The 24,515-nt window shown below is 36.2% G+C and carries 16 protein-coding genes and 1 pseudogene; 10 read left to right on the top strand and 7 right to left on the bottom strand.

Annotated elements, in window-relative coordinates; all coding sequences use genetic code 11:
* Nucleotides 1-165: 165 nt before the first annotated feature.
* Together glmS and glmU are read right to left on the bottom strand one after the other, a co-directional pair.
* Nucleotides 166-1,998 carry a glutamine--fructose-6-phosphate transaminase (isomerizing) gene (gene glmS / locus ACGH6S_RS05555; protein ID WP_296318202.1) on the bottom strand — a complete coding sequence of 611 codons (1,833 nt, stop codon included), beginning with the start codon at nt 1,996-1,998 and terminating at the stop codon, nt 166-168.
* Between the two features lie 3 nt (nt 1,999-2,001).
* Nucleotides 2,002-3,387, bottom strand: a complete 1,386-nt coding sequence (gene glmU, locus ACGH6S_RS05550) for a bifunctional UDP-N-acetylglucosamine diphosphorylase/glucosamine-1-phosphate N-acetyltransferase GlmU (RefSeq protein ID WP_411578431.1) — start codon at nt 3,385-3,387, stop codon at nt 2,002-2,004.
* A gap of 139 nt (nt 3,388-3,526) precedes the next feature.
* Here glmU and hemG point away from each other — a divergent pair, with 139 nt between their 5' ends.
* Both hemG and typA read left to right on the top strand, forming a co-directional pair.
* Nucleotides 3,527-4,060 (top strand): menaquinone-dependent protoporphyrinogen IX dehydrogenase, encoded by a 534-nt coding sequence (gene hemG, locus ACGH6S_RS05545; RefSeq protein ID WP_296302779.1) that lies wholly within the window; start codon nt 3,527-3,529, stop codon nt 4,058-4,060.
* A gap of 165 nt (nt 4,061-4,225) precedes the next feature.
* The gene (gene typA / locus ACGH6S_RS05540) at nt 4,226-6,052 is read left to right on the top strand and encodes a ribosome-dependent GTPase TypA (RefSeq protein ID WP_065561705.1); all 1,827 of its coding nucleotides are present in this window, start codon (nt 4,226-4,228) and stop codon (nt 6,050-6,052) included.
* A gap of 34 nt (nt 6,053-6,086) precedes the next feature.
* Here the strand turns inward: typA and ACGH6S_RS05535 are convergent, their stop codons facing one another.
* Together ACGH6S_RS05535 and ACGH6S_RS05530 are read right to left on the bottom strand one after the other, a co-directional pair.
* Nucleotides 6,087-6,503, bottom strand: coding sequence for an RnfABCDGE type electron transport complex subunit B (locus ACGH6S_RS05535; protein ID WP_411578432.1), 417 nt, complete (start codon nt 6,501-6,503; stop codon nt 6,087-6,089).
* Entirely contained in the window at nt 6,503-8,203 is a 1,701-nt protein-coding gene (locus ACGH6S_RS05530) for a formate--tetrahydrofolate ligase (RefSeq protein WP_411578433.1), read from the bottom strand. The genes ACGH6S_RS05535 and ACGH6S_RS05530 overlap by 1 nt, the downstream gene beginning before the upstream one ends.
* A 167-nt stretch (nt 8,204-8,370) precedes the next feature.
* Between ACGH6S_RS05530 and sohB the strand changes: the two genes are divergently transcribed.
* The 6 genes from sohB (at nt 8,371) to ACGH6S_RS05500 (ending at nt 18,379) form a co-directional block, all read left to right on the top strand.
* Nucleotides 8,371-9,486 (top strand): protease SohB, encoded by a 1,116-nt coding sequence (gene sohB / locus ACGH6S_RS05525; RefSeq protein WP_411578434.1) that lies wholly within the window; start codon nt 8,371-8,373, stop codon nt 9,484-9,486.
* 245 nt (nt 9,487-9,731) lie between these two features.
* Entirely contained in the window at nt 9,732-11,432 is a 1,701-nt protein-coding gene (gene aspT / locus ACGH6S_RS05520) for an aspartate-alanine antiporter (protein WP_411578435.1), read from the top strand.
* Between the two features lie 29 nt (nt 11,433-11,461).
* Nucleotides 11,462-13,054, top strand: a complete 1,593-nt coding sequence (locus tag ACGH6S_RS05515) for a bifunctional aspartate transaminase/aspartate 4-decarboxylase (RefSeq protein WP_411578436.1) — start codon at nt 11,462-11,464, stop codon at nt 13,052-13,054.
* A gap of 468 nt (nt 13,055-13,522) precedes the next feature.
* Nucleotides 13,523-15,115 (top strand): bifunctional phosphoribosylaminoimidazolecarboxamide formyltransferase/IMP cyclohydrolase, encoded by a 1,593-nt coding sequence (gene purH / locus ACGH6S_RS05510; RefSeq protein WP_411578437.1) that lies wholly within the window; start codon nt 13,523-13,525, stop codon nt 15,113-15,115.
* 83 nt (nt 15,116-15,198) lie between these two features.
* Entirely contained in the window at nt 15,199-16,482 is a 1,284-nt protein-coding gene (purD, locus tag ACGH6S_RS05505; RefSeq protein ID WP_411578438.1) for a phosphoribosylamine--glycine ligase, read from the top strand.
* 373 nt (nt 16,483-16,855) lie between these two features.
* On the top strand, nt 16,856-18,379 hold the full coding sequence (locus ACGH6S_RS05500; RefSeq protein ID WP_411578439.1) for a hypothetical protein: 1,524 nt from the start codon (nt 16,856-16,858) through the stop codon (nt 18,377-18,379).
* 399 nt (nt 18,380-18,778) lie between these two features.
* Here ACGH6S_RS05500 and ACGH6S_RS05495 read toward each other — a convergent pair whose 3' ends face one another.
* The gene (locus ACGH6S_RS05495; RefSeq protein ID WP_411578440.1) at nt 18,779-19,990 is read right to left on the bottom strand and encodes an MFS transporter; all 1,212 of its coding nucleotides are present in this window, start codon (nt 19,988-19,990) and stop codon (nt 18,779-18,781) included.
* A gap of 195 nt (nt 19,991-20,185) precedes the next feature.
* Here ACGH6S_RS05495 and gap point away from each other — a divergent pair, with 195 nt between their 5' ends.
* Nucleotides 20,186-21,187, top strand: a complete 1,002-nt coding sequence (gene gap / locus ACGH6S_RS05490) for a type I glyceraldehyde-3-phosphate dehydrogenase (RefSeq protein WP_411578457.1) — start codon at nt 20,186-20,188, stop codon at nt 21,185-21,187.
* Between the two features lie 50 nt (nt 21,188-21,237).
* Nucleotides 21,238-21,822: a TetR/AcrR family transcriptional regulator gene (locus ACGH6S_RS05485; RefSeq protein WP_411578441.1), complete on the top strand. Its 585-nt coding sequence runs from the start codon at nt 21,238-21,240 to the stop codon at nt 21,820-21,822.
* 98 nt (nt 21,823-21,920) lie between these two features.
* On the opposite strand, the pseudogene ACGH6S_RS05480 reads toward ACGH6S_RS05485, so the two are convergent.
* Both ACGH6S_RS05480 and ACGH6S_RS05475 read right to left on the bottom strand, forming a co-directional pair.
* Nucleotides 21,921-22,605 (bottom strand): annotated as a pseudogene (locus tag ACGH6S_RS05480) (aldo/keto reductase); the annotation flags it as partial.
* 215 nt (nt 22,606-22,820) lie between these two features.
* Nucleotides 22,821-24,407: a sulfatase-like hydrolase/transferase gene (locus tag ACGH6S_RS05475; protein WP_411578442.1), complete on the bottom strand. Its 1,587-nt coding sequence runs from the start codon at nt 24,405-24,407 to the stop codon at nt 22,821-22,823.
* Between the last annotated feature and the right edge of the window lie 108 nt (nt 24,408-24,515).

The following is a 24,515-nucleotide window of genomic DNA, read 5'->3' as shown; positions in this document are numbered from 1 at the left end:
CCACATGAGGCATTAAATAACATGACACCGATTGAGTATAAAACACTAAAACAAGCAGCATGATTTTCTACGTGAGTAGTGTACTAAGTTTGGGGTATTTACAAAATATTTACACTATAAGTATAACAACACAGTTAAATAAAAAATAGTAAGTTGTTTGCGTATCTATTCTACCGTTACCGATTTTGCTAAATTACGAGGCTGATCGACATCGGTTCCTTTGATCAAAGCAACATGATACGCAAGTAGTTGTGTAGGTACTGTGTAATATATTGGTGCAGTAAGTTCTTCAATATGGGGTAGGTTTATAATGTGCATGGTGTCATCACTAACAAATTCCGAATCTTCTTGGGCAAAAACATACAGTTGACCGCCACGCGCTCGAACTTCTTCTATATTAGATTTTAATTTTTCTAGCATTTCGTTGGTTGGTGCCATAACAATCACTGGCATATCAGCATCAATTAATGCAAGTGGACCATGTTTGAGTTCACCAGCAGCATAGGCTTCAGCGTGAATATAAGATATTTCTTTGAGCTTTAGCGAAGCTTCCATAGCGATTGGATACTCATCACCTCGACCTAAGAATAGCGCATGATGTTTATCCACAAAATGACTAGCTAGTTTTTTTATTTGAGGTTCTGCTGTTAGCACCTGTTCAATGCGGTTTGGTAGGACTTGTAGTGCATGCACAATAGCCTGCTCAGTACTTTCAGCCATATTATTTATGCGTCCTAATTTAGCAACTAGTAGCAATAAAACCGTTAATTGTGTGGTAAAGGCTTTAGTTGACGCAACACCTATTTCAACCCCCGCCTTGGTTAATAGAACTAAATCAGCTTCGCGCACGAGTGTTGAGGCTGCCACATTACAGATAGCAAGGGTGCTTAGGTAATTATTTTCTTTGGCTAATCGCAATGCAGCGAGTGTGTCAGCCGTTTCACCAGATTGTGAAAGGGTGATAAATAAGCTATTTTTGCGACGAGCTGGATTTCGATAACGGAATTCTGATGCAATCTCGACATCACAAGGAATTCCTGCTAAAGCTTCAAACCAATAACGTGCAACCATACCTGCATTATAAGCAGTACCACAGGCAACAATTTGAACATGCTCAACCTGTTTAAGGATGGCTTTGGCTTCATCACCAAGTTCGGACAAATCAACTTTACCATGTACCATGCGGCCTTCAAGCGTATTTTTTATTGCATTAGGTTGTTCGTAGATCTCTTTTTGCATGTAATGGCTGTAGCCTGCTTTACTACCCGCATCATACTTTGCATCAGATTCTAAACATGGTCTTGCTACTTCTTGATGATTTTTGTCTAAGATTGTTACTTTTCGGTGAGTGATAAGTGCGATATCACCTTCTTCCAAATAGATAAATTGGCGAGTGACGGGTAATAGTGCTAATTGATCGGATGCGATAAAGTTCTCACCTACACCACAACCTATAACTAAAGGACTGCCTGAACGTGCCGCAACCAGTATATCTGGATTGCGAGTGTCCATAATGACTGTACCGTAAGCCCCTCGTAGTTGCGGAATAGCTTTTTGTACAGCGTCAAATAAGGAACAATCTTCTGTTGATATAATGTTATGAATTAAGTGGGCAATAACTTCCGTATCCGTTTCTGAACGAAATTGATAACCTTTGGCGATCAGCTTTTCACGCAGTGGTTCAAAATTTTCGATAATTCCATTATGCACAACGGCAATAAAACCAGATACATGTGGATGAGCATTGTGTTCAGCTGGTTCACCATGAGTTGCCCAGCGAGTATGAGCAATTCCTGTAGATCCTTCTAGTGGATGCTGTTCAATGGCATCTTTAAGTGCTTGTACTTTGCCAACACGACGAACGCGTTGTAATTCACCTTGTGGTGAAATAATTGCCAGTCCTGCCGAGTCATAACCACGATATTCTAATCGTTTTAAACCTTCTAATAATATTTCAGCAACATCACGTTTGGCGATAGCACCCACAATACCACACATATATTATTCCTCGTTAGTTAACTTTGTTGGTCGTTTCCAACCAGCAAGTTGTTTTTGTTTTACTCGGCTTACGACCAATTCGTTCTCATTCACGTTATTAGTAACCGTTGTTCCTGCTGCAATAGTTGCCCCTTTACCCACTTTTACAGGTGCAATTAATTGTGTATCAGAACCGACAAACACATCATCTTCAATAATAGTTTTAAATTTATTGGCGCCGTCATAATTACAGGTGATGGTGCCTGCACCTATGTTGACGTTACTACCAATTTCGCTATCGCCAAGATAGCTTAAGTGTCCCGCTTTGCTTGCTTGGCCTAGATGTGCTTTTTTTAATTCAACAAAGTTGCCAACATGGGCTTGTTCATCAAGCTGTGAACCAGGTCGTAGACGGGCGAAAGGTCCTATAGTGCACTGTTTAGCGATAGTTGAATCTTCAATAATGCTATACGGACTGATTGTTGAATTGTCATCAATTGAGCAATTTTTTAAGACACAGCCTGCACCAATAAATACGTTATTGCCTAGTTTGACATTTCCTTCAATAATTACATTACAATCAATCGTAACATCTTTACCATGCGATAGTGTGCCTCGTAAGTCAAAGCGATTTGGATCAAGCAGTGTTACACCAGCTAGTAATAAATTTTGAGCTTGCAGGTGTTGATATTGTCTTTCTAACATTGCCAATTGTAGGCGATTATTAACACCTTCAACTTCAAATTGTTGAACTGGGTGCGAGGTTAAGATTTCATAACCATCTTGGTAAGCAAAAGCAATAATATCGGTTAAGTAGAACTCTTTTTGCGCATTATTATTGGTTAAACGTAATAACCAACTTTTCAATAATTTTCCGTTAACTAGCATTATACCAGTGTTAATTTCGTTGATTTTTTGTTGTTCTGGTGTGGCATCTTTTTGTTCAATAATAGCAACAACTTTGCCATTTTTGCGTTCTATTCGACCATAACCTGTTGGATCTTCAAGAATAACAGTTAATAAAGCGATGCCTTGCTGGGGTTTACTGGCAATTAAAGTTTGTAGTGTTTGAGCCGATATAAGGGGAGTGTCGCCATATAAAATTAAGATATCTTCGTCATCTTGAATGTAAGGGATAGCTTGTTGCACAGCATGACCAGTACCTAATTGTTCGGCTTGATATACCAGTTGCACAGGTTGATTTTTAAGCGCATCTTTAAGCTGTTGTTTGCCATGTCCATAAACAATATTGATGCGATTTGTATTAAGTTGTTGAACTGTATCAATCACATGTTGTAACATCGGCTTGGCGCCAATTTTATGTAAAACTTTAGGTAGGTTGGAATGCATCCGTGTGCCTTTTCCTGCCGCCAAAATAATTGCACTTAGCTTTGGTGGTGAAATTGCCATAATTGGTTCCGATCTGGTTGAATTAGCGTAACACTATAATCAAAATTTTTAATGAAATCATCCCCAATCTTTTAATTTTTATCATAAAAAAAGTAAAATTGATATTTACCAAAGAGTTTAACAAAAGAGGCAGTAAGTTATGAATTCCGCTATAAAAGTTTTATTACTCTATACCACACACGAAAAACAGACATTTAAGATTATGCAACGCATAAAAACACGACTTAATGGTCGATGTGATTGTGATGTTATTGAGCTGTTACCCGATACTAAAATCGATTTGACACAATACCAAGCAGCCTTATTGGGAAGTTCCATTCGCTATGGATTTTATAGCAAATTAATGAAAAAGTTTATAAATAAGAATTATCAGCAGTTAAATAGTATGAAGTCTGGATTTTTTGGGGTAAATATGGTGGCAAGAAAACCCAACAAAAATACACCAGAAACAAATTTATATACCAAAAAGTTTTTAGCTAAAATAGCATGGAAACCAGCTTTTACTGCTGTTTTTGCAGGTGCGCTTTATTATCCTCAATATAATTGGTTTGATCGCAATATGATCCGCTTTATTATGTGGTTAGGGAAAGGTGATACTGATGTAACAAAACCAGTTATTGAATATACAGATTGGGCAAAGGTAGATGAATTTGCCAAACAGTTTTATACTTAAACGTATAGTTACCTGAAACTTTTTTACAAATAAATTGATATTTTTCTAGAGATATCAAGTGTTCAACTTCTTTTAAAGAAACTTTGTGATATAGATCAACATTTCGGCTAAAAAGGTGTACAATACTGCGCCTATAGAATCTGTCTCCTAATTGGAATTTTAATTGTGATTGAAAATTTAAGAAATATTGCCATTATTGCTCACGTTGACCATGGTAAAACAACATTGGTTGATAAGTTATTAAAACAGTCAGGTACGCTAGATAATCTACGTGGTGACGATAACGAACGCATAATGGATTCAAATGCGCTTGAAAAAGAGCGTGGTATTACCATTTTAGCTAAAAATACCGCTATTGATTGGAATGGTTACCGAATTAATATTGTTGATACCCCAGGACATGCTGATTTTGGTGGTGAAGTTGAACGTGTTATGTCTATGGTTGATTCTGTATTATTGCTCGTTGATGCAATGGATGGACCAATGCCTCAAACACGTTTTGTAACGCAAAAAGCATTTGCTTATGGTTTAAAACCGATTGTGGTTATCAATAAAGTAGACCGACCAGGAGCTCGCCCTGATTGGGTGGTTGACCAAGTGTTTGATCTGTTTGTTAATTTAGGCGCTACTGATGAACAGCTAGATTTCCCTATTGTTTATGCTTCTGCATTAATGGGTATTGCGGGCTTAGATCATGAAAATATGGCTGAAGATATGACGCCACTATTTGAAGCGATTGTTAAACATGTTGAACCACCAAAAGTGGATTTAGATGGTCCATTCCAAATGCAAATTTCTCAACTTGATTATAATAATTATGTTGGCGTTATTGGTATTGGTCGTATTAAACGTGGTCGTGTTAAACCAAATCAACAAGTGACTATAGTTGATAGTGAAGGTAACAAACGTACAGGTAAAGTAGGGCAAGTGCTAGGTCATTTAGGGCTGCAACGTTATGAAGCTGAAGTTGCCGAAGCTGGTGATATTATTGCATTAACTGGTCTTGGTGAACTCGGTATCTCTGACACGATTTGTGATAATAGTTGCGTTGAAGCTCTGCCGGCATTAACTGTTGATGAACCAACAGTAACTATGTTCTTTAATGTTAATAGCTCACCTTTTGCTGGTAAAGAAGGTAAATATGTAACATCTCGACAAATTCTTGAGCGTTTAAATAAAGAGCTTGTACATAATGTTGCGTTGCGCGTTGAAGAAACTCCAGATCCAGATGCGTTTAGAGTATCGGGTCGTGGTGAATTGCATTTATCAGTACTAATTGAAAATATGCGCCGTGAAGGTTATGAGTTAGGTGTTTCTCGCCCTAAGGTTATTTTTAGAGAAATTGACGGTAAAAAACAAGAACCATTTGAACAAGTTACGCTTGATATTGAAGAACAGCATCAAGGTTCAGTAATGGAAGCCCTTGGTTTACGTAAAGGTGATCTAACAAACATGTTACCAGATGGTAAAGGTCGCGTACGTTTAGATTACGTAATTCCAAGCCGTGGACTTATCGGTTTCAGAACTGAATTTATGACTATGACTTCAGGTACAGGTTTACTTTATTCTACATTTAGTCATTATGATGATATTCGCCCAGGCGAAATTGGTCAGCGTAATAATGGCGTAATGATTTCTAACGGTACAGGTAAAGCATTGGCTTATGCGTTATATGGTTTACAAGATCGTGGTAAGTTATTCCTAGGTCATGGTGCTGAAGTATATGAAGGGCAAATCATTGGTATACATACTCGTTCAAACGATTTAACTGTTAACTGTTTAACGGGTAAAAAATTGACTAATATGCGAGCATCAGGTACCGACGAAGCAACAACACTTTCACCACCAATTAAAATGTCATTGGAACAAGCGTTAGAGTTTATTGACGATGATGAATTAGTGGAAGTAACACCGTTATCTATTCGTCTTCGTAAACGTCATTTGACGGAAAATGACCGAAAACGTGCATTTAGAAGTGGTAACAAAGACTAATTAATATTAGTTCTATCGTAATATGAAAACCTCGCTATTTAGCGAGGTTTTTTTTAGCTTTTACTCTAGCAATGGCATCGGCGATAGACTGTTTCCGGTCGATCGATGTGCTAGTTTTGTTTGCCATCGGTGTGACACGAGGAAACAAAATTGTTGGTGGCACCAATTGGTTGTGATTTAATCGCTGTTGCTTTTTCTCAGTTAGCGCTAACTCTTCTGATTCACTTAATACAGTGCCTAAAGTGCTTAATGTAATACAGTCTGTTGGACAGGTATTAATACAATTACTGCACGAGGTACATAACTGTGGCAAAATTGTGTGCAACACTTGCTTACTGCCGACAATGGCATCAGTTGGGCAAACACGAATGCATTTGCCACAGCCAATACAGTTTTCTTCATCAATAAACGCTTTATATTCTTGCTTAGTTTGCATAATCACTTCTTGCATTAACTTAAACCTACAATATTACCATCCTTGTCAATATCAATATGCCTATAAGCAGGATTAGTACCAAGCCCTGGCATGGTCATCACATTTCCAGCGTAAACACGAATAAAGCCAGCCCCTGCTGAAATAGCCAAATGGCTGATATCAACGTCAAAATTAGTTGGTACATTTTTTAAGTTTGCATCAGCACTAATTGACATTGGCGTTTTAGCAATACAAAGTGGCAAATGATCCAGTTTTAATTCTTCGATCTCTTTGATGTTTTCCAGTGCAGTGGCTGATAAATTAGCTTTGTTAGCACCATATTTTTTTACCATGGTTTGAATCTTATCTGCGAGTGGCATATTATCAGGATAAGGCAATTTGATTTCACTTGGCATGTCACATGCCTTAATAACATGTTTTGCTAATTTTTCAGCGCCTTTACCGCCTTGAGTAAAGACTTCACTCACTTCACAAGCAAAAGCACCATGTTTAACTGCATATTGTTGTAAAAATGCTAGCTCTTCTTCACTATCATGTGGAAAGCGATTAATAGCGACAATTACTTGTAATCCATAGCTTTTGGCATTGTTGATATGCCATGCTAAATTGGCAGCACCAATTTCAAGTAATTCAACGTTAGATTCTGAAATTTCTTTTGGAATTGCTTGCCCAGGTTTAATATTATATTTACCACTGTTAGATTTTAAACTACGAACTGTTGCAACAAGCACTACACATGAAGCTTTAATGCCAGCTTGGCGATATTTGATATTAAAGAATTTTTCCATGCCCATATCTGAACCAAAGCCCGCTTCAGTCACAACATAATCAGCAAGTTGTAACGCAATACGATCAGCAATGACAGATGAGTTACCATGAGCGATATTAGCAAAAGGCCCAGCATGAATAAGTACTGGTGTATTTTCAACGGTTTGCATCAGGTTTGGATTAATTGCATTTTTAAGTAACACAGTCATGGCGCCAGCAACTTCAAGTTGTTCTGCGGTAATGGCTTCGCCTTGCGTATTATAAGCAAGAATAATACGACCAATACGAGCACGCATATCATGTAAATCTGAAGCTAAGGCTAAAATTGCCATGAGTTCTGACGCTGCGGTAATTTCAAATCCATCTTGGCGTGTAACACCATTAACGCCACCACCAACACCGACAGTTATTTTACGAAGCGCACGATCGTTATGATCTATCACTCGCTTCCACACAATGCGATTTACATCAATGTTTAAACGCGGTAAACCTGTTTGTACAGTAAATTCATCACCTAAACGTTCTTCATGATAAAGCCTTGAATCTAAAGCAGCAGAAGCTAAATCATGTGCGGCAGTGATGGCATGAATGTCACCTGTTAAGTGTAGATTTAATGTTTCCATTGGCAAAATCTCGGCTTTACCACCGCCAGCAGCACCACCTTTAACACCAAATACAGGACCTAAACTTGGTTGACGGATACAAGCGATTGCTGACTTACCAATATAATTTAAGCCCTCACTTAGCCCGATAGTATTAACTGTTTTACCCTCACCAAGTGGCGTCGGCGTGATAGCAGTAACTAATACCAATTTACCGTTAGGTTTGTTTGGTTTGGTTTTAAGAATGGATAGATCAACTTTTGCCACATGCTTGCCGTAAGGCAGGACAAATTCTTCTGGAATGTTGCATTGTTTAGCTATTTCGGTAATTGGATGTAATGGCATATTAATTCTCATCTAACAGTAATTTGGGTTATCAGTATAAATAATTTGATTTGCCGAATAAAGCGACAATTTTATCTTTATCGTTTTTCGGCACAATTCGCAATTATCTTGTTATAATTACTAAATCTATTCAATCAACATATATTTCATTAAAGGATAATAATTAAATGAATTGGTTTTCTGAGTATTCACTTTTTTTAGCTGAAACAGCAACAGTTGTTATAGCAATTTTAGCTGTACTTGTTTTTATATTAAGCCAACGCCGTAAATCAGCAACGGTGGCAGGGCGGTTATCGGTTAAAGATATTAGCCAAGAATATGAACAAGTTAAAGACGACATGTTAATGTCAAGCATGGACGAGTTAGAAGCTAAGCTGTTTATGAAAGATCTTAAAAAACAGAAAAAAAATGAGAGAAAGCAAGCGAAATTATCAGCTAAACAAAAAAAGAAACAAGCTAAAAATCAAGAAAAATCTGCCGAACAAACTTTGTCAGATTCAGATAATGTAGCGAAACCAGTAGAAAGTAATACAAACCAACAAGTTAAACCTAAATTATTTGTATTATCTTTCAATGGCAGCATGGATGCACACGAAGTTGAAGAATTACGCCAAGAGATCACTGCTGTATTAGCTGTTATTAAGCCTGAAGATAAAGTTGTCATTAAGCTTGAAAGCCCAGGTGGCGTGGTTCACGGTTATGGTCTTGCTGCATCGCAATTATTACGGTTTAGACAGCGTGATATACCTTTCACTGTAGTGGTTGATAAAGTTGCGGCAAGTGGGGGATATATGATGGCTTGTACCGCTAACAAAATTGTGGCTGCACCATTTGCAATTGTGGGTTCAATTGGTGTGGTTGCGCAGATCCCTAATTTTAACCGCTTACTCAAAAAACATGATGTAGATATTGAATTACAAACGGCAGGTGCGTATAAGCGTACATTGACGATGTTTGGTGAAAATACCGAAGAAGGACGTCAAAAATTCAAACAAGAATTAGAAGAAACTCATCTTTTATTTAAAGACTTTGTTAAAGAGTATCGCCCAAATGTCGATATCGAACAAGTTGCAACGGGCGAACACTGGTTTGCAACACAAGCTAAAAATAAAGGCTTAGTTGACGAAATCAGTACAAGTGATGACTTTATTTTATCTCACTTAGAAACACATAAAATTATCTCAGTCTGCTATCAACGTAGGCAAAAGCTATCGGAAAGAATTTCGAAGAATGTGATGAAAAGTGTAGAAAGATTGTTTTTCAGACAAGAAAACGGGCTGTAATAGCCCTTTTTTGTTTAGCAAATACTTATATCCTCTTAGACCTAAAATTCAAAAATCATAAATTAAGCTCACTTTTGACGTAAAAGTTTATCAGCAACTGATTAATTTTTAACGATAGCATTAATTGTCAAAACTGAATATCCATTATTCTAAATGGGTTTAATATATAAACAGTCCATGAAAATTAATGGATAAACTCTTTCTTTAATCGCATTTCTTTATGTTTCTCCTTGAGGACAATTAATATGTTTCAATGGCTTTCAAATTGGGTTTTAGATGGACTTAAACACTCCCCAGAAATTCTATTATTTTTATCGTTAAGTTTAGGGTATTTAATTGGTGGCATTCGAATGGGTAAATTCCAACTCGGTGGTGTTGCCGGTTCGTTACTTGTCGCTGTTGCTTTAAGTGTTTTTGGCGTTACTATTGATGCTGGGGTTAAGTCGATTCTCTTTGCACTATTTATTTATGCTGTGGGCTATGAAAGTGGTCCTCAGTTTTTCCGTTCACTAGGCGTGAAAACATTACGCGAAATATTCTTAGCATTATTTATTGCTGTCGCAAGCTTTGTGACTGTTGTAATTTTAGCTAAAATATTCAATTTAGACAAAGGCCTTGCTGCTGGTTTAGCTGCAGGAGGATTGACCCAATCTGCCATTATGGGCACAGCCTCTGATGCATTAAGTCAGCTTGGATTAAGTGCTGAAGAATTAAGTAAAATGCAAGCTAATGTCACTATTGGTTATGCAGTGACTTATATATTTGGTTCACTAGGTGCCATTATAGTGTGTGTCAATATTCTACCAAAAATAATGGGTAAAGATATTGGCGATGATGCAATTAAAGCACAAGCAGAACAGCTTCATGGTTCGCTCTTATTGGGCAATGATCAAAATTTAGCTTTATCTGATATTAGTGGTCGTTTGTATCGTATTACCAACAAAATCAACCAAACTGTTTCCCATATTGAACAGACTGTAAATGGTATCAGTATTGAACGTATTAAACGTGGCAATAAAATAATAGAAGCAACCCCTGAAACAGTATTAAAGTCAAAAGATATCATTCTGGTTGTGGGTCATCGTGACGCTATGATTAAAGCACAAGATCTACTTGGTAGCGAAGTAAATTCAGCATCAGGTATGGATGTAGTGATGAACAAACTAGATGTTGAAATGCGTAATAGCCGTTATGTGGATCAAAATCTTACTCAAGTACTTCAATCTGACGAAGTTATGAAATTAAAACATGGAATATACCTTTTGGCTATTCATCGTGATGGACAATCCCTTCCTCTTACTAACGATATTAATTTAAAACTTGGTGATGTTATTACTATTTATGGTGCTGATGGTGATCTTCGTCGTGTTGTGGATAAAATTGGTGCTCCAATCACTAAAAGTGAAAAAACTGACTGGATATTTCATGGTTTAGGGCTTGTTGTTGGTCTTATTATTGGTTTAATCGTTATACGTGTTAGTGATATTCCTATTACATTAGGAGCTGGCGGCGGTGCACTTTTATCGGGATTATTATTCGGCTGGTATCGCTCTGTTCATCAAACTATCGGTAACATACCAACTGGTGCTGTGCAACTTTTAAAAGATTTTGGCTTGGCTGGTTTTGTGGCGGTTGTTGGTTTAAGTTCTGGCCTTCAAGCGATTAATACTATTAAAGAACAAGGTTTATCCCTATTTTTAATTGGTGTTGTTGTTACTTTATTGCCAATGTTACTTGCCATTTATTTTGGTAAATATGTATTAGGCTATAAAAATGTAGCGGTGTTTGCCGGTGCTTTAGCGGGTTCGCGTAGCGCTAATCCTGCTTTTGGTGAAGTGCTAAATAAAGCCGGTAACTCAACACCAACCAACTCTTTTGCCATTACTTATGCTTTAGCTAATGTTTTCCTAACTTTATTAGGACCATTAGTTGTTGCTTTTGTTTAATTGATCCATCAAATTAAGGATACAAATGTATGAAAAACAAAACAGAATACAGTCAATATGCTAATTTAAGTCCTTTTGAATTAAAAGATAACTTAATTAAACTGGCACAAAGTCATACTGATCGAGTAATGTTAAATGCAGGTAGAGGTAATCCCAACTTTCTTGCTACTTGGCCTCGTCAAGCTTTTTTCCAATTAGGTGTATTTGCAACCCAAGAATCCGAAATGTCATTTTCATATTTAAATGAAGGTATCGGTGGCATGCCAATTAAAGCAGGACTAACCGGACGCTTTGAACATTTTATTTGCCAAAATTACAACACTCCTGGTGTTGCCTTTTTAGGTAAGGCATTTTCTTATATTCGTGATCAACTAGGGCTTGACGAAAACGCTTTTTTACAAGAAATGGTAGAAGGTATTTTAGGATGTAATTATCCAGTACCAGATAGAATGCTACATTTTAGTGAAGATGTGGTTAAAGCATATGTTTTACAACAAATGGGTGCTCAATATCTGGATCGTAATGATATAGATTTATTTGCTGTTGAAGGTGGCACAGCTGCCATGGCTTATATTTTTAACTCAATGAAAGAAAATGGATTAATCCAAAAAGGTGACAAAATTGCCATTGGCGCACCTATATTCACGCCTTATCTCGAAATTCCTGAACTTAACGATTACCAATTAGTTGAGGTATTAATTAATTCTGATCCTAACTCAAATTGGCAGTATCCTGAGTCAGAATTGCGTAAATTAGAAGATCCAGCAATTAAAGCCTTTTTTGTTGTTAATCCTTCAAATCCACCATCAGTTAAAATTGATGACAAAAGTTTAAAAATCATTGCTGAGATTGTTAAAAAACGTCCTGAATTGATCATTTTGACTGATGACGTTTATGGCACATTTGCTGATGACTTCCAATCTTTATTTGCAATTTGCCCTCAAAATACTATTTTAGTTTATTCATTCTCTAAATATTTTGGTGCTACAGGTTGGCGTTTAGGTGTTATTGCAACAGCACATGATAATGTAATAGATAAAGCCATTAAAGCGTTACCAAGCAAAACCAAACAGATCTTAAATAAACGATATAGCTCAATTGTTACTGACCCTGAAAATCTAAAATTTATAGACCGCTTAGTAGCCGATAGTCGTGCGGTTGCATTAAACCATACTGCTGGACTATCAACACCACAGCAAGTACAAATGGTATTATTTGCATTATGTGAAATGATGGATAGCGATCAAAGTTATAAAACAGCATTAAAATCGTTAATTCGACGCCGTGCAATATCACTTTATCAACATTTAGGTCTTAAACATCAAACCGATGAAAACAGTGTAGATTATTACACTCTAGTGGATCTTGAACATATTTGCCGAGAATTATATGACGATAAATTTGCTAAATGGATCCTAAAAAATAAAAATCCATCTGAAATGTTATTCAGAATTGCTGATGAAGCAGGTGTTGTACTACTACCGGGTAAGGGATTTGCTGTACAACATCCTTCTGCTCGAGCATCGTTAGCAAACTTAAATGAATATCAATATGCCGCAATTGGATTATCAATGCGTAAATTAGCAGAAGAATATTATGCTGAATATAAAGCGAAGAATTAATAGTTAAATATTTAAATCAATAAACTTAATTAATACCCTAGCTAGTCTAGGGTTTTATTCAACCAAAATGTTGTAAATTTTCTACTACTGATGTATCCAAAAGTAACAGTATTACAACAATCTACCTTTTGGGAAAAATATAAAATCAATATACTACCTGAGTTATGTAAAACGAAAAATAGACCTATCTTTATAACGTTAAAAGGTTAATATAACCATTTATACGTCGTCAAAATATGCCGACAAATAAGCGAGCGTAACACGTCAAATAAGCATTTTGGAAGCGGAAGTGTTAGGTATTTTGTCAAGAATAAAATATAGCTGATTTGTCAAAAGCGAAATAAAGTCAAATATTATCATTCAACTACTTTGATCGTTTTTGATAAGTTAACACTAAACTTCTATCTTTAATTTATATATAATGTTGGCTCAATACTTAGATTGTAGATATCAATTTCGGAGCCTTTCATGCAGCAGTTTCGTCCTATCCGTCGTGCTTTACTTAGTGTGTCCGACAAAACCGGTATTTTAGAATTTGCAAAAGCCTTATCAGAACGTAATGTGGAACTCCTTTCGACTGGGGGGACAGCAAAATTATTAATGGAAAACCAAATACCTGTTATTGAAGTATCAAATTACACTGGTTTCCCTGAAATGATGGACGGGCGAGTTAAAACCTTACATCCTAAAATTCATGGGGCAATTTTAGGGCGACGGGGTATTGATGATGATATTATGCAACAACACCAAATTGCACCGATTGATATGGTTGTTGTTAATCTTTACCCCTTCGCACAGACTGTCGCTAAACCAGATTGTACGTTAGATGATGCGGTTGAAAACATTGACATTGGTGGCCCGACAATGGTTCGATCTGCGGCCAAAAATCATAAAGATGTTGCCATTGTAGTTGATTGTGGTGATTATGAAAATATCATCAATATGATGGATAGTAACCAAAACTCCCTTTCATTTAAATATCGTTTTAACCTTGCAATTAAAGCCTTTGAACATACGGCCAAATATGATGGTATGATAGCCAACTATTTTGGGCAATTAGTGCCACCTTACATGGGTGAAACCAATCAACCATCGGGCGAGTTTCCTCGAACTTTAAATCTACAATTCATTAAAAAACAGAATATGCGTTACGGTGAAAACGCACATCAGCAAGCGGCTTTTTATGTTGAGCAAGATATCAAAGAAGCCTCGATTGCAACAGCAAACCAATTGCAAGGTAAATCCCTTTCTTATAACAATATTGCTGATACAGACGCTGCGCTTGAATGTGTAAAATCATTTGATGAGCCAGCATGTGTGATTGTAAAACATGCTAATCCTTGTGGTGTAGCGGTTAGTGATAATATTTTACATGCTTATGAAAAAGCCTTTAAAACTGATCCAACTTCAGCTTTTGGTGGCATTATAGCCTTTAATCGACAGCTTGATGTAGATACCGCAAAAGCCATTGTTGATAAACAATTTGTAGAAGTAATTATTGCCCCATCAGTTAGCCAAGAAGCTTTAGCCATTACTCAAGCTAAAAAAAATGTGCGTGTACTTGAATGTGGTGAGTGGTCAACATCAGCATCAGTAAGTTTAGATTTTAAACGTGTCAATGGCGGTTTATTAGTGCAAGATCGCGATCTAGGTATGATATCGCCAAATGAATTAACTGTAGTAACCAAACGTAACCCCACTGCTCAAGAGCTTTCAGATGCGCTATTTTGTTGGAAAGTGGCAAAATTTGTTAAGTCAAATGCCATTGTCTATGCAAAAGATAATATGACAATTGGTATTGGAGCAGGGCAGATGAGTCGTGTTTACTCTGCTAAGATAGCGGGAATTAAAGCTAAAGATGAAAATTTAAACGTTGCTGGATCAGTTGTTGCTTCAGATGCGTTTTTCCCATTTAGAGATGGCGTCGATGCCGCTGCAGCCGCAGGTGTGACTTGTGTGATTCAACCTGGTGGCTCGATTCGAGATGATGAAGTGATCCAAGCCGCAAATGAGCACAATATCGCGATGATCTTTACTAAAATGCGTCATTTTAGGCATTAATTGTGTGATCACTTTGTTAGTTTTTAAAAAGAGTTATCTATATATATCTTTATATTATGAAAGGCATCTTAAAAGGATCTTTTATGAAAGTATTAGTAATTGGTAATGGTGGGCGTGAACATGCGCTTGCTTGGAAAGTAGCACAATCTCCATTGGTTTCTAAAGTTTTTGTTGCCCCCGGCAATGCTGGTACTGCACTGGAACCAAGTTTAGAAAATATTAATATCAAAGTCACCGATGTGAGTGGACTGCTTAATTTTGCCCAGCAACAGCAAGTGGATTTGACCATTGTTGGTCCTGAAGCACCACTGGTTATTGGCATTGTTGATAGCTTCCAAAAAGCAGGATTGAAAATCTTCGGTCCAACAAAATCGGCCGCTCAACTGGAAGGCTCAAAAGCTTTTACTAAAGATTTTTTAGCACGTCATAAAATTCCAACAGCTGAATATCAAAACTTTACTGAAGTGGAACCAGCAATTGCTTATATCCGTGAAAAGGGCGCACCGATCGTGATTAAAGCCGATGGACTTGCGGCTGGTAAAGGCGTTATTGTTGCCATGACACTAAAAGAGGCCGAAGACGCCGTTCGTGATATGTTAGCTGGAAATGCCTTTGGTGATGCAGGTCATCGAGTAGTGATTGAAGAGTTTCTCGAGGGTGAAGAAGCTAGCTTTATTGTCATGGTGGATGGTAAACATGTAGAGCCAATGGCAACTAGCCAAGATCATAAACGTGTTGGCGATGGCGATACAGGTTTAAACACGGGTGGCATGGGCGCGTATTCGCCAGCTCCTGTTGTAACTGATGCGGTTTTTGCAAAGGTAATGGATGAAATCATTTATCCAACGGTCAATGGTATGGCGCAAGAAGGCAACGTCTATGTCGGCTTTTTATATGCTGGCTTAATGATTGACAAAAACGGCAATCCCAAAGTTATTGAATTCAACTGCCGATTTGGCGATCCTGAAACACAGCCGATAATGATGCGAATGCAATCAGATTTGGTCAAACTTTGCTTAGCGGCGGTAGAAGGCAAATTAGATACGGTCAAATCAAAATGGGATCCAAGATCCGCATTAGGTGTAGTGCTAGCTGCAGGCGGTTACCCGGGTGAATATCATACCCAAGATATAATTCTTGGACTACCGGCAGAATCAACCGAAGATTGCAAAATTTTCCATGCAGGTACTAGTTTAGAAAAAGGGCGAGTCTACACCAATGGGGGACGAGTATTATGTGTAACTGCACTTGGCAACACAGTACTTGAAGCTCAACAACGTGCTTATCAGCAAGCCAAAGACATCTATTGGCATGGTTGTTTTTATCGCCATGATATTGGCTACCGTGCAATTGAGCGGGAAAAATAAATAAAAATTCAATAAAATCAATAATCTACCTGAGTGTTTTTGCCTTGGGTAGAGTGTTTAATAGTAATAGCGCTAAGTGTTTTATCATTTTGATATAAAATAGCCTAAATCGGATGATGTTACCGTTGCGGTTTGTTACTCTCAAAGCTCAAAATATCAGAAATCTTGCTAAGTTTTTAAATAAAAAATGTATCCTAAAAGCTGTCATAAAGCCAAAACAATAACACTTATTCTTGACAAAAATTAACCAAAATTTATCTAAAAACTAGCAAAAATTTACATAAACGTCTATAATTTCACCAATTTAAAATTAGTTAATTTAATTATAAGGTTAATATAGAAACCAATAAACTTAATCGACAGGTGGAACGTAATGCAGTATCATTTTAGACACAAGCAGAGGCAAGCCAATGTCTTAAATTTATTAAATCACCATGCTAGATGTGGTGTTACACAAATCTTGTTTATCTTATCAAAGTTATCTTTAAAATTTTTATCGAAATCACTTGCTAAATTTCCGTTGTCATTGACACTACTACTATTATTGCCGTATTCATTGGAATCTCAGGCATTATCGGCCACGACTTCTAAACTCATTCATGGTACTGCACCTTATTTAACTTTTGATGGTGGTACTACCAAAGTGACTACAACAGATGACTTATTAAGTATTAGGTTATCAGATGGTCGTACACTCACACCGCAAAACAATTCTTCATCATCAACAAATCCCATTGAGCTACCCGCATCAGGTCAAAGTTTTGAAAATATTGACATGATAGTACCGACATCAACCAATTCTGTGAACCTTAGCGATTTAGTCGCACAGGGTAATTGGGGTGATGATGATGGTGATGGCCAAGATGGCGGGGTAATGGCAGAAGGAAGTATAACGCTTAGTATCACAGATAAAAATAACCAAACGGTTAGTCGTAATGAAGTATTAACGATAAGTAATGCACCTTATAAAGTAAAATTAAGTAGTACAGGGGGATCTTTAAGCACACAATACGGGGAACCAAAAGCTAATACCTTCACAGAAGGTAGTGAAACATATTACATCAAACCAAAGGTTACAGTAGGTGTCAATTTCGTAAGGCCGAATTTGCAATTAGGAACAGACATTTTCGCAGGTCCAGCTTACGAATGGAACCCTGATAAGGGATTTCTAGTTCAATCAACCAATTCAGTATCATACGCGTTAAATTTTCCGACTACGGGTGCTGATGGTTTATATTTTGATTTAGATATAGTTGGAGTAGATGCAAGTCAGTTGACTTGGGAGCCAGTCACGCATGAAGGAATAACCGCTACGGTGACAAGGACAACCGCTAGCGATAGTTGGATTCCTAATGGTTCAGAAACAGTAACGCGTGTTACTCTAACGGGTCCAGAGGCTAAAGCACAATGGGATAGTGCTAATCCAGATCCAATTACAATCCCAAATTTACCGAAAGAATTTGAATTAAAAGGCAAGGATAGCAGTGGTAATGTGGTGGTAAAATATGGATTTGTTTTGCAAAAGTGGTTTGTCAATGGAGGAACTAGATTTGATATCTATCCTAATAGCGTATCTTGGTGTAGTAGTTTAGGTTATCGAATTCCACAAATAAGGGATCTTACTAATACATACAGTTCTGCTTGGGGAAATGATTGGCAAGGAGCTGTACCGCCATCCTCTAATAATGGTTCTTACCAAAGACGAATAGGGGCTGGATTAGCCACAGAGTGGGGTAACATGATGTATTATACTAATACAGGTTTTGAATACAGCATGTACAACTGGACTAGTGATAGTATGGGAGGAACAGGCTACTATATGTACACAGTGGGTTTGTCGAATGGTATTGTTTACTACTCTACAAGCTTATCTTCTATTGTTTGTGTTACTCCTTAGTTTTTGCACTTAAACTTAAACTGAGGACACTCAACCAAAGAACAAAGTCCTGTGTAAAGCTAGACGACACGCCAATAGGTTTTAAAAGCTTGCGCTTTTTCTAATAAATAGCAAAAGCGCTTTGCAAAAATAAAAAACAAAAGTTAACTTAACAAACGAAAGATAATCTATAACTATTTAATTTTATTAAAAGATAAAAATTAAATAAAATAAATAGTCTACCTGAGTTTTTTTTTATAAGGTCATCTTAATAAATATTTTCAATGATTTTCTTAAAGACTTAATTTTTTTTCTATTAATTATCAAAGTTTTTGGATCACTATAGGTAATTTATGTATTGTATATAGTGAGCAATTACTTTATCGTCATCATTTTACTAATTCAAACTAATAATAGAAACTAAAGTTTAATTTCTTTATTTGCCAATGAAATAAAACACAATAGCGAAGTAAATGTCAGAATGGTTACAGTGCCCCATACCGTTCGCCATCCGTAGCTATGGGCGATATCAGCAATGATAATAGGAGTTAGAAACGAAGTGATAAATACAGTAGTGCCAATCATACCCAAGGCTGTTCCCGCACGTTCAATGCCCGCTTTCACTGCTACCTCGGTATAAGCAATACCGTGCCACGCATGGCCAAATAACCCCGTTAACACAATAAATATAATGCCGATATATGTATTACTCACCATTAAACAAAGCATTAAAGATGCCATTCCACCAAGTATGGCGTAATATTTTAATAAGGCAATACGATTCTTTTTTTTGTCTGTATAGTAACCTGACCAGATCCTGAGCAGCCCACCACCAATCTGAACACCAATAAGAATAATAGCTATTGATGTTAAATCTATATGTAGGTTATCACGCATATAGATGCTACCAAATGTGAGTACTGCCATTTGAGGTACCGTTAGAAAACCCGCAGCCATAACGACCCTCCAAACTGCCCCAGTTTTTAGTGGGGAGGGGATAGTGAGGGTTGATTTTGGTGTATATTTTGATTCACTCTGTTTAGTGTTGATAAACAATATAACTACAAGACCAACGCTAAAGCCTGTGGTAGCTAATACAATAAACATCAGTTCAAATCCATATGAATAGGATAACCAAGGCAGTAGTCCAGTTCCAATCGCACCGCCAACTGGGATTGCGGTTTGGCGAACACTCATAGCAAATCCACGTTCACTATCATCAAACCATGACATCACAGTTCTGCCAGATGATGAGTTAATACTACCGCTGAAAGCTCCTGTTACAACTAGGGCTGCTCCCAAGTGTAAATATTTAACACCACCACCAAGTGAAGCTTCTGGCGTGAGTGATATGGCGATTAAGGCATACATTATAGCTGATGACCATAACCCAAGAATCAAAACCTTCTTGTCACCTAATTTATCTGTCAAGATCCCCAAAATTATCTCTGAAGCTGCAACACCTAACCCCATTGCTCCTAAAACGAAACCAAGTTCGTATAATGAAAAATGATAAGCATCTCGCATTAAAATTCCAGTAATGGGTATGCCAGCAAAACCCATCGCAAATGTTGCTTGTGCCAGAACACCAATTCCAAGCACAAACCAACGATAATTATTTTTTTTATCCATTTAATTTTTCCTTACTTAATTGCATACCAATTGGTATGTTTTGATTTATAGTATTCTATTTATTTGTATAAGTAAAATTAAATAAATTTCATTAAATTATTTGCATTTATTAATTATTTTAATTTTAATTAGTATATAGGGTGTTTTTGTGTTACCAATACTAATTGGTATGTTTTATTAATGTAATTGGAGGTAATAATGACTAATGTAGCAATTAATGGTTTTGGTCGTATTGGGCGTAGTTTTGTCCGTGCATTGCAGGATTGTTCTCATGACATCAAAATAGTTGCGATCAATGATCTGGGTTCAATTGATCAACTCGCTCATCTTTTAAAATATGACACAACTTTTGGACGTTTTGCTAAAAGTATTGATGTAAAAAAAGGTTGCTTAATTATTGACGAACAAGAGATTGCGATATATCAAGAACGTGATCCTGAGGCTATCCCATGGGCTAAACATCAAGTTGATGTGGTATTAGAATCAACTGGTGTATTTAATGATGGCACAAGAGCACAGTCTCATATTAAAGCTGGAGCTAAAAAAGTGCTCATTTCTGCTCCAGCAAAAAATGTCGATTTAACTATTGTTCAGGGGGTGAATGAGCACTTGTATAACAAAGATGAACACCACATTATTTCTAATGCTTCATGTACAACAAATTGTTTAGCCCCTTTAGTTAAAGTGTTACATGAGAATTTTGGAATTAAATCAGGCTTTATGACAACCATTCATGCTTATACGCAGGATCAAAATCTTCAGGATGCACCGCATCGGGATATGAGGCGAGCACGAAGTGCAGCACAAAATATTGTTCCAACTTCAACTGGTGCAGCGCAGTCAATTGGACTTGTTTTTCCTGAATTAAAAGGCAAATTAGATGGCGGTTCGGTGCGTGTTCCTGTCATTACTGGATCTATGATAGATCTTACATTAAATCTAGAGAAAGAAGTGACAGTACAATTAGTAAATGATACTATCAAAAAAGCCGTAAACTTGAAAAGAATGGATGGTATTCTTACCTATACAGAAGATGAAATTGTTTCTTCTGATATTATTGGCAATCCAGCTTCCTCTATTTTTGATGCTAAGCTAACTAAAGTGATGGATGGTACTTTACTCAAAGTTGTCAGCTGGTACGACAATGAATGGGGATTTTCAAATCGTTTGGTGGATACCATTTTACAAATTAAATAATTAGTTAATTAAACATACCGCCAATTGATGGTGTGTTGAGTTATAGCAATATGAATAACGAACAAAAAACTAAACAAAATTCCAGAGAAAAGCTCATTATTGCTATGGCTGATCTCTTATTAGAAAAAGGTCTTGCAAATACTAGCCCTAAAGATATTTTAAAGCGGTCAGGAGTTGGACAAGGTAGCCTTTACCACCATTTCAACGGTAAAGAAGATTTGGCTTTATATGCTATAACTTATAATGTAGAACAGTTAATAAGCATAAATGCTTCAGTACTAAATACTGATACAAATGCTTATAATAAACTGTCAAATTTGCTATTAAAACCTCGTAATATACAACGAGGCTGTTTAGTTGGTCAAATGGCACGAGATAGGTCTATTATGACAAATCCTCATTTAGCGGCAGAAGTTACACGCGGATTTTTGACAATGAAACAAACGTTAGAAAATCTTATAAGAATGGGAATTTCGGATGGAAGTATTTCTAATATTCTTGCACCGTTAGAAGCAGTAACACTGATCATATCTACTTTGCAAGGCGCTTATATTTCAGCAAAAGGATTGCAAGATGATTCCTATTTTCACCTAACAATCAATTCACTATTGAAAATATTTACGCCAAAATCATAGTTTATTTTTGTTTAATTTGTGTTGAATTACAAACAATAAAACAGTCAAACCGTCATTTATAGCACAATAAAGTAGCTCATTTTTCTTTATTGTTTTTTCTATTTCACAATGGACATAAACCACTCCACCGTTTTTGGATCCTGATGCGAGAAGAATAAGCTATGACCTGTATCTAAAGCCGCTATACTTGCCATTTCTTGATTTGAAAGTGAGAAGTTAAATACATCAAAGTTTTCTTCCATTCGTTCTTTTCGGGTCGATTTAGGAATGACAACAATACCATTTTGAATCAGAAAACGCAGTGCAACTTGTGCAACTGATTTTTGATGTTTTTTGCCAATTTCAATAAGTACTGGGTTTTCAAAAAAATTGTTTTTACCCTCGGCAAATGGTCCCCATGATATTATTTGTGTATTTAGCTTTTGCATCACTTCGCGTGCTACTTTTTGTTGTTGAAATACATGTGTTTCAACTTGATTAGCCGCTGGTTTTATACGAACAAAATGGTTTAAATCAATAAGGCGATCTGGATAAAAATTGCTAACGCCGATGGCTTTAGCCTTGCCTTGTTCGTAAGCTTCTTCCATTGCGTGATAAGCACCGTAGTAGTCATTAAATGGCTGGTGAATTAATAGTAAATCAATATAATCTGTCTTTAATTTGCGTAATGACTCTTCTATTGATTGTTTGGCTTTGTCATAGTTAGTGTTGGTGATCCATATTTTTGTGGTAATAAATAGTTCTTGACGGGGGAATGCTACATTTTTGTATGGCATTGCCAACCTGACGTATTTTAAAAATTAAGACCTGTTTTAGATGGACGGTAAATCCATCTAACATTCATTATTTAGCCAAATTTAAAATATTAGCAATGACCTGCTTGCTATAAATGTCACTAACAGCAAAAAAGGGGCGTTTTGTGCCCCCTTTTATAATATTTTTATATAAAATTTATAGTCGATTTCTATCAATTCCTCAAACGTATAATAGGTAACAAATTAATGCTTGTTGAGAACTTCTAAAAAAGGCATGACACTACTGTTTGGCATAAAAACTCGATCATTGTTTTTTTCTTTGTCAAGGATAACTGGATCAATCTCATAACCTAACAGATTAGAAAGAATATATTTATTCATAAGCCCACTTAAATAGCCATCTGGTCCTCGAAATGATTCAATAAATTGACAATTATATCGTTGATTGGTTGATATAAACATAAAAGGGATTAGGAACTGGTCAACGTTGTCACCTATACCATGCCCAACATTCACAATTTCGCCATGATCCGAGGTATAAATAACGGTATAGTTGTTACTATATTTATTGATAACATCATATAATGCTTTGATTGCACGGTCGGTGTGATGAATAGTTAAATCATATTCTTCGACATCAGGTAAAGCCAACTTATCAACTTCATCATAACCTTTTGTATAGGGTTGATGGCTACCGCGCAAATGTACAAAAATAAATTTTTTCGGAAAATTATCTTTTTGTAGAGTGTCTTCTAATAATTGACTTAAATTAATATCCAGAATATCTTCAGTAAAAGTGATAACATCGCTTTTACGTGCAATAAAACCAAACTTAGTATTAAATGTACCTTGAATTTGTTGCCCAGCCGATGCTAACCAATAGGTTTTGTAATGATTGAACTTAGCCATCTCAATAATCGATTTATTATCAAATAAATTATCATCACTTTCGGGCACATTGAATGAAAGTGTCATAGGTATAGAATCCCGAGTAAAGGCTGCCGCTGAGTGGCTATTTGGGATAATACATCCGCCATTTTGACTAAAAATATTGGTCATAAAAGGCGTAGTTTGTTTATGATAACCGTAAGTGCTATAGCGGGAAACTAAAGATGATTCCCCCATGATAAATACGATCAAGTCGTTATCAGGCTTATTAGGAGGTAAAATCACAGCTTGATTAAATTTCTCAATTTCATTGGTACTTGAATAAATATCTGTTGATGCATAACTAGCCAAAAGATAGGATAAATTACCCAATGCCGCTGGATAAATTCGACGAACTATCTCAGCAGTAGTTTTATAGTTGCCTCTCTCGATTTCAGACTTCTCTGCTAAATTTTGTGAAAAAACAATAAAAAAAAGTAAAATTAAATACAATATTAATGGAATAACAGGTCTAAATTTAACAGTAATTGCTTTTCTAAAAATAAATAAAATAAGAAAAGTTGCAAAAAATGCGGGGCCAGCTATGATTAAAACTTGTTTAGACATTGACAATATTTCATAAGAACTGGTTTCTACTATAGAGTCGAGCACGGTATCAGATATTACTTGCCCGTAATAAATAAAATAACTTATTTCTAGTAAAAACAGAAATAGAAATAACGAGCCAAGAGCAAATATAAAATAATTACGGCTAAGAATACTAGTATGTAAAAGAATAATAAAACATAAAGTTGTTATCAAAACGGCATAAAATATAGGTTCATTAAAAATAAATTTGCCGCCAATAACATCAAATGTTAAGTAAGAAAAAATAGCACTAAAAACGATATAAACCAACAATAAAATGAAAGAAAGATTCCATTTAATTTTAAAAAATTTCATTATATTACCTTATTATATTTTTAACATATTAGGTTAACTTATTGTTCTATTTGTGTGATTGTTAGCTTGTACTGAATCAATTTTTTTAACAACTTAATGTATTTATTA

The organism is Gilliamella sp. BG3 (assembly GCF_046635605.1).
GTDB classification, from domain to species: Bacteria; Pseudomonadota; Gammaproteobacteria; order Enterobacterales; family Orbaceae; genus Gilliamella; species Gilliamella bombi.
The sequence above is the reverse complement of the archived record's forward strand: the minus strand, read 5'-3'. Positions and strand labels throughout refer to the sequence as shown.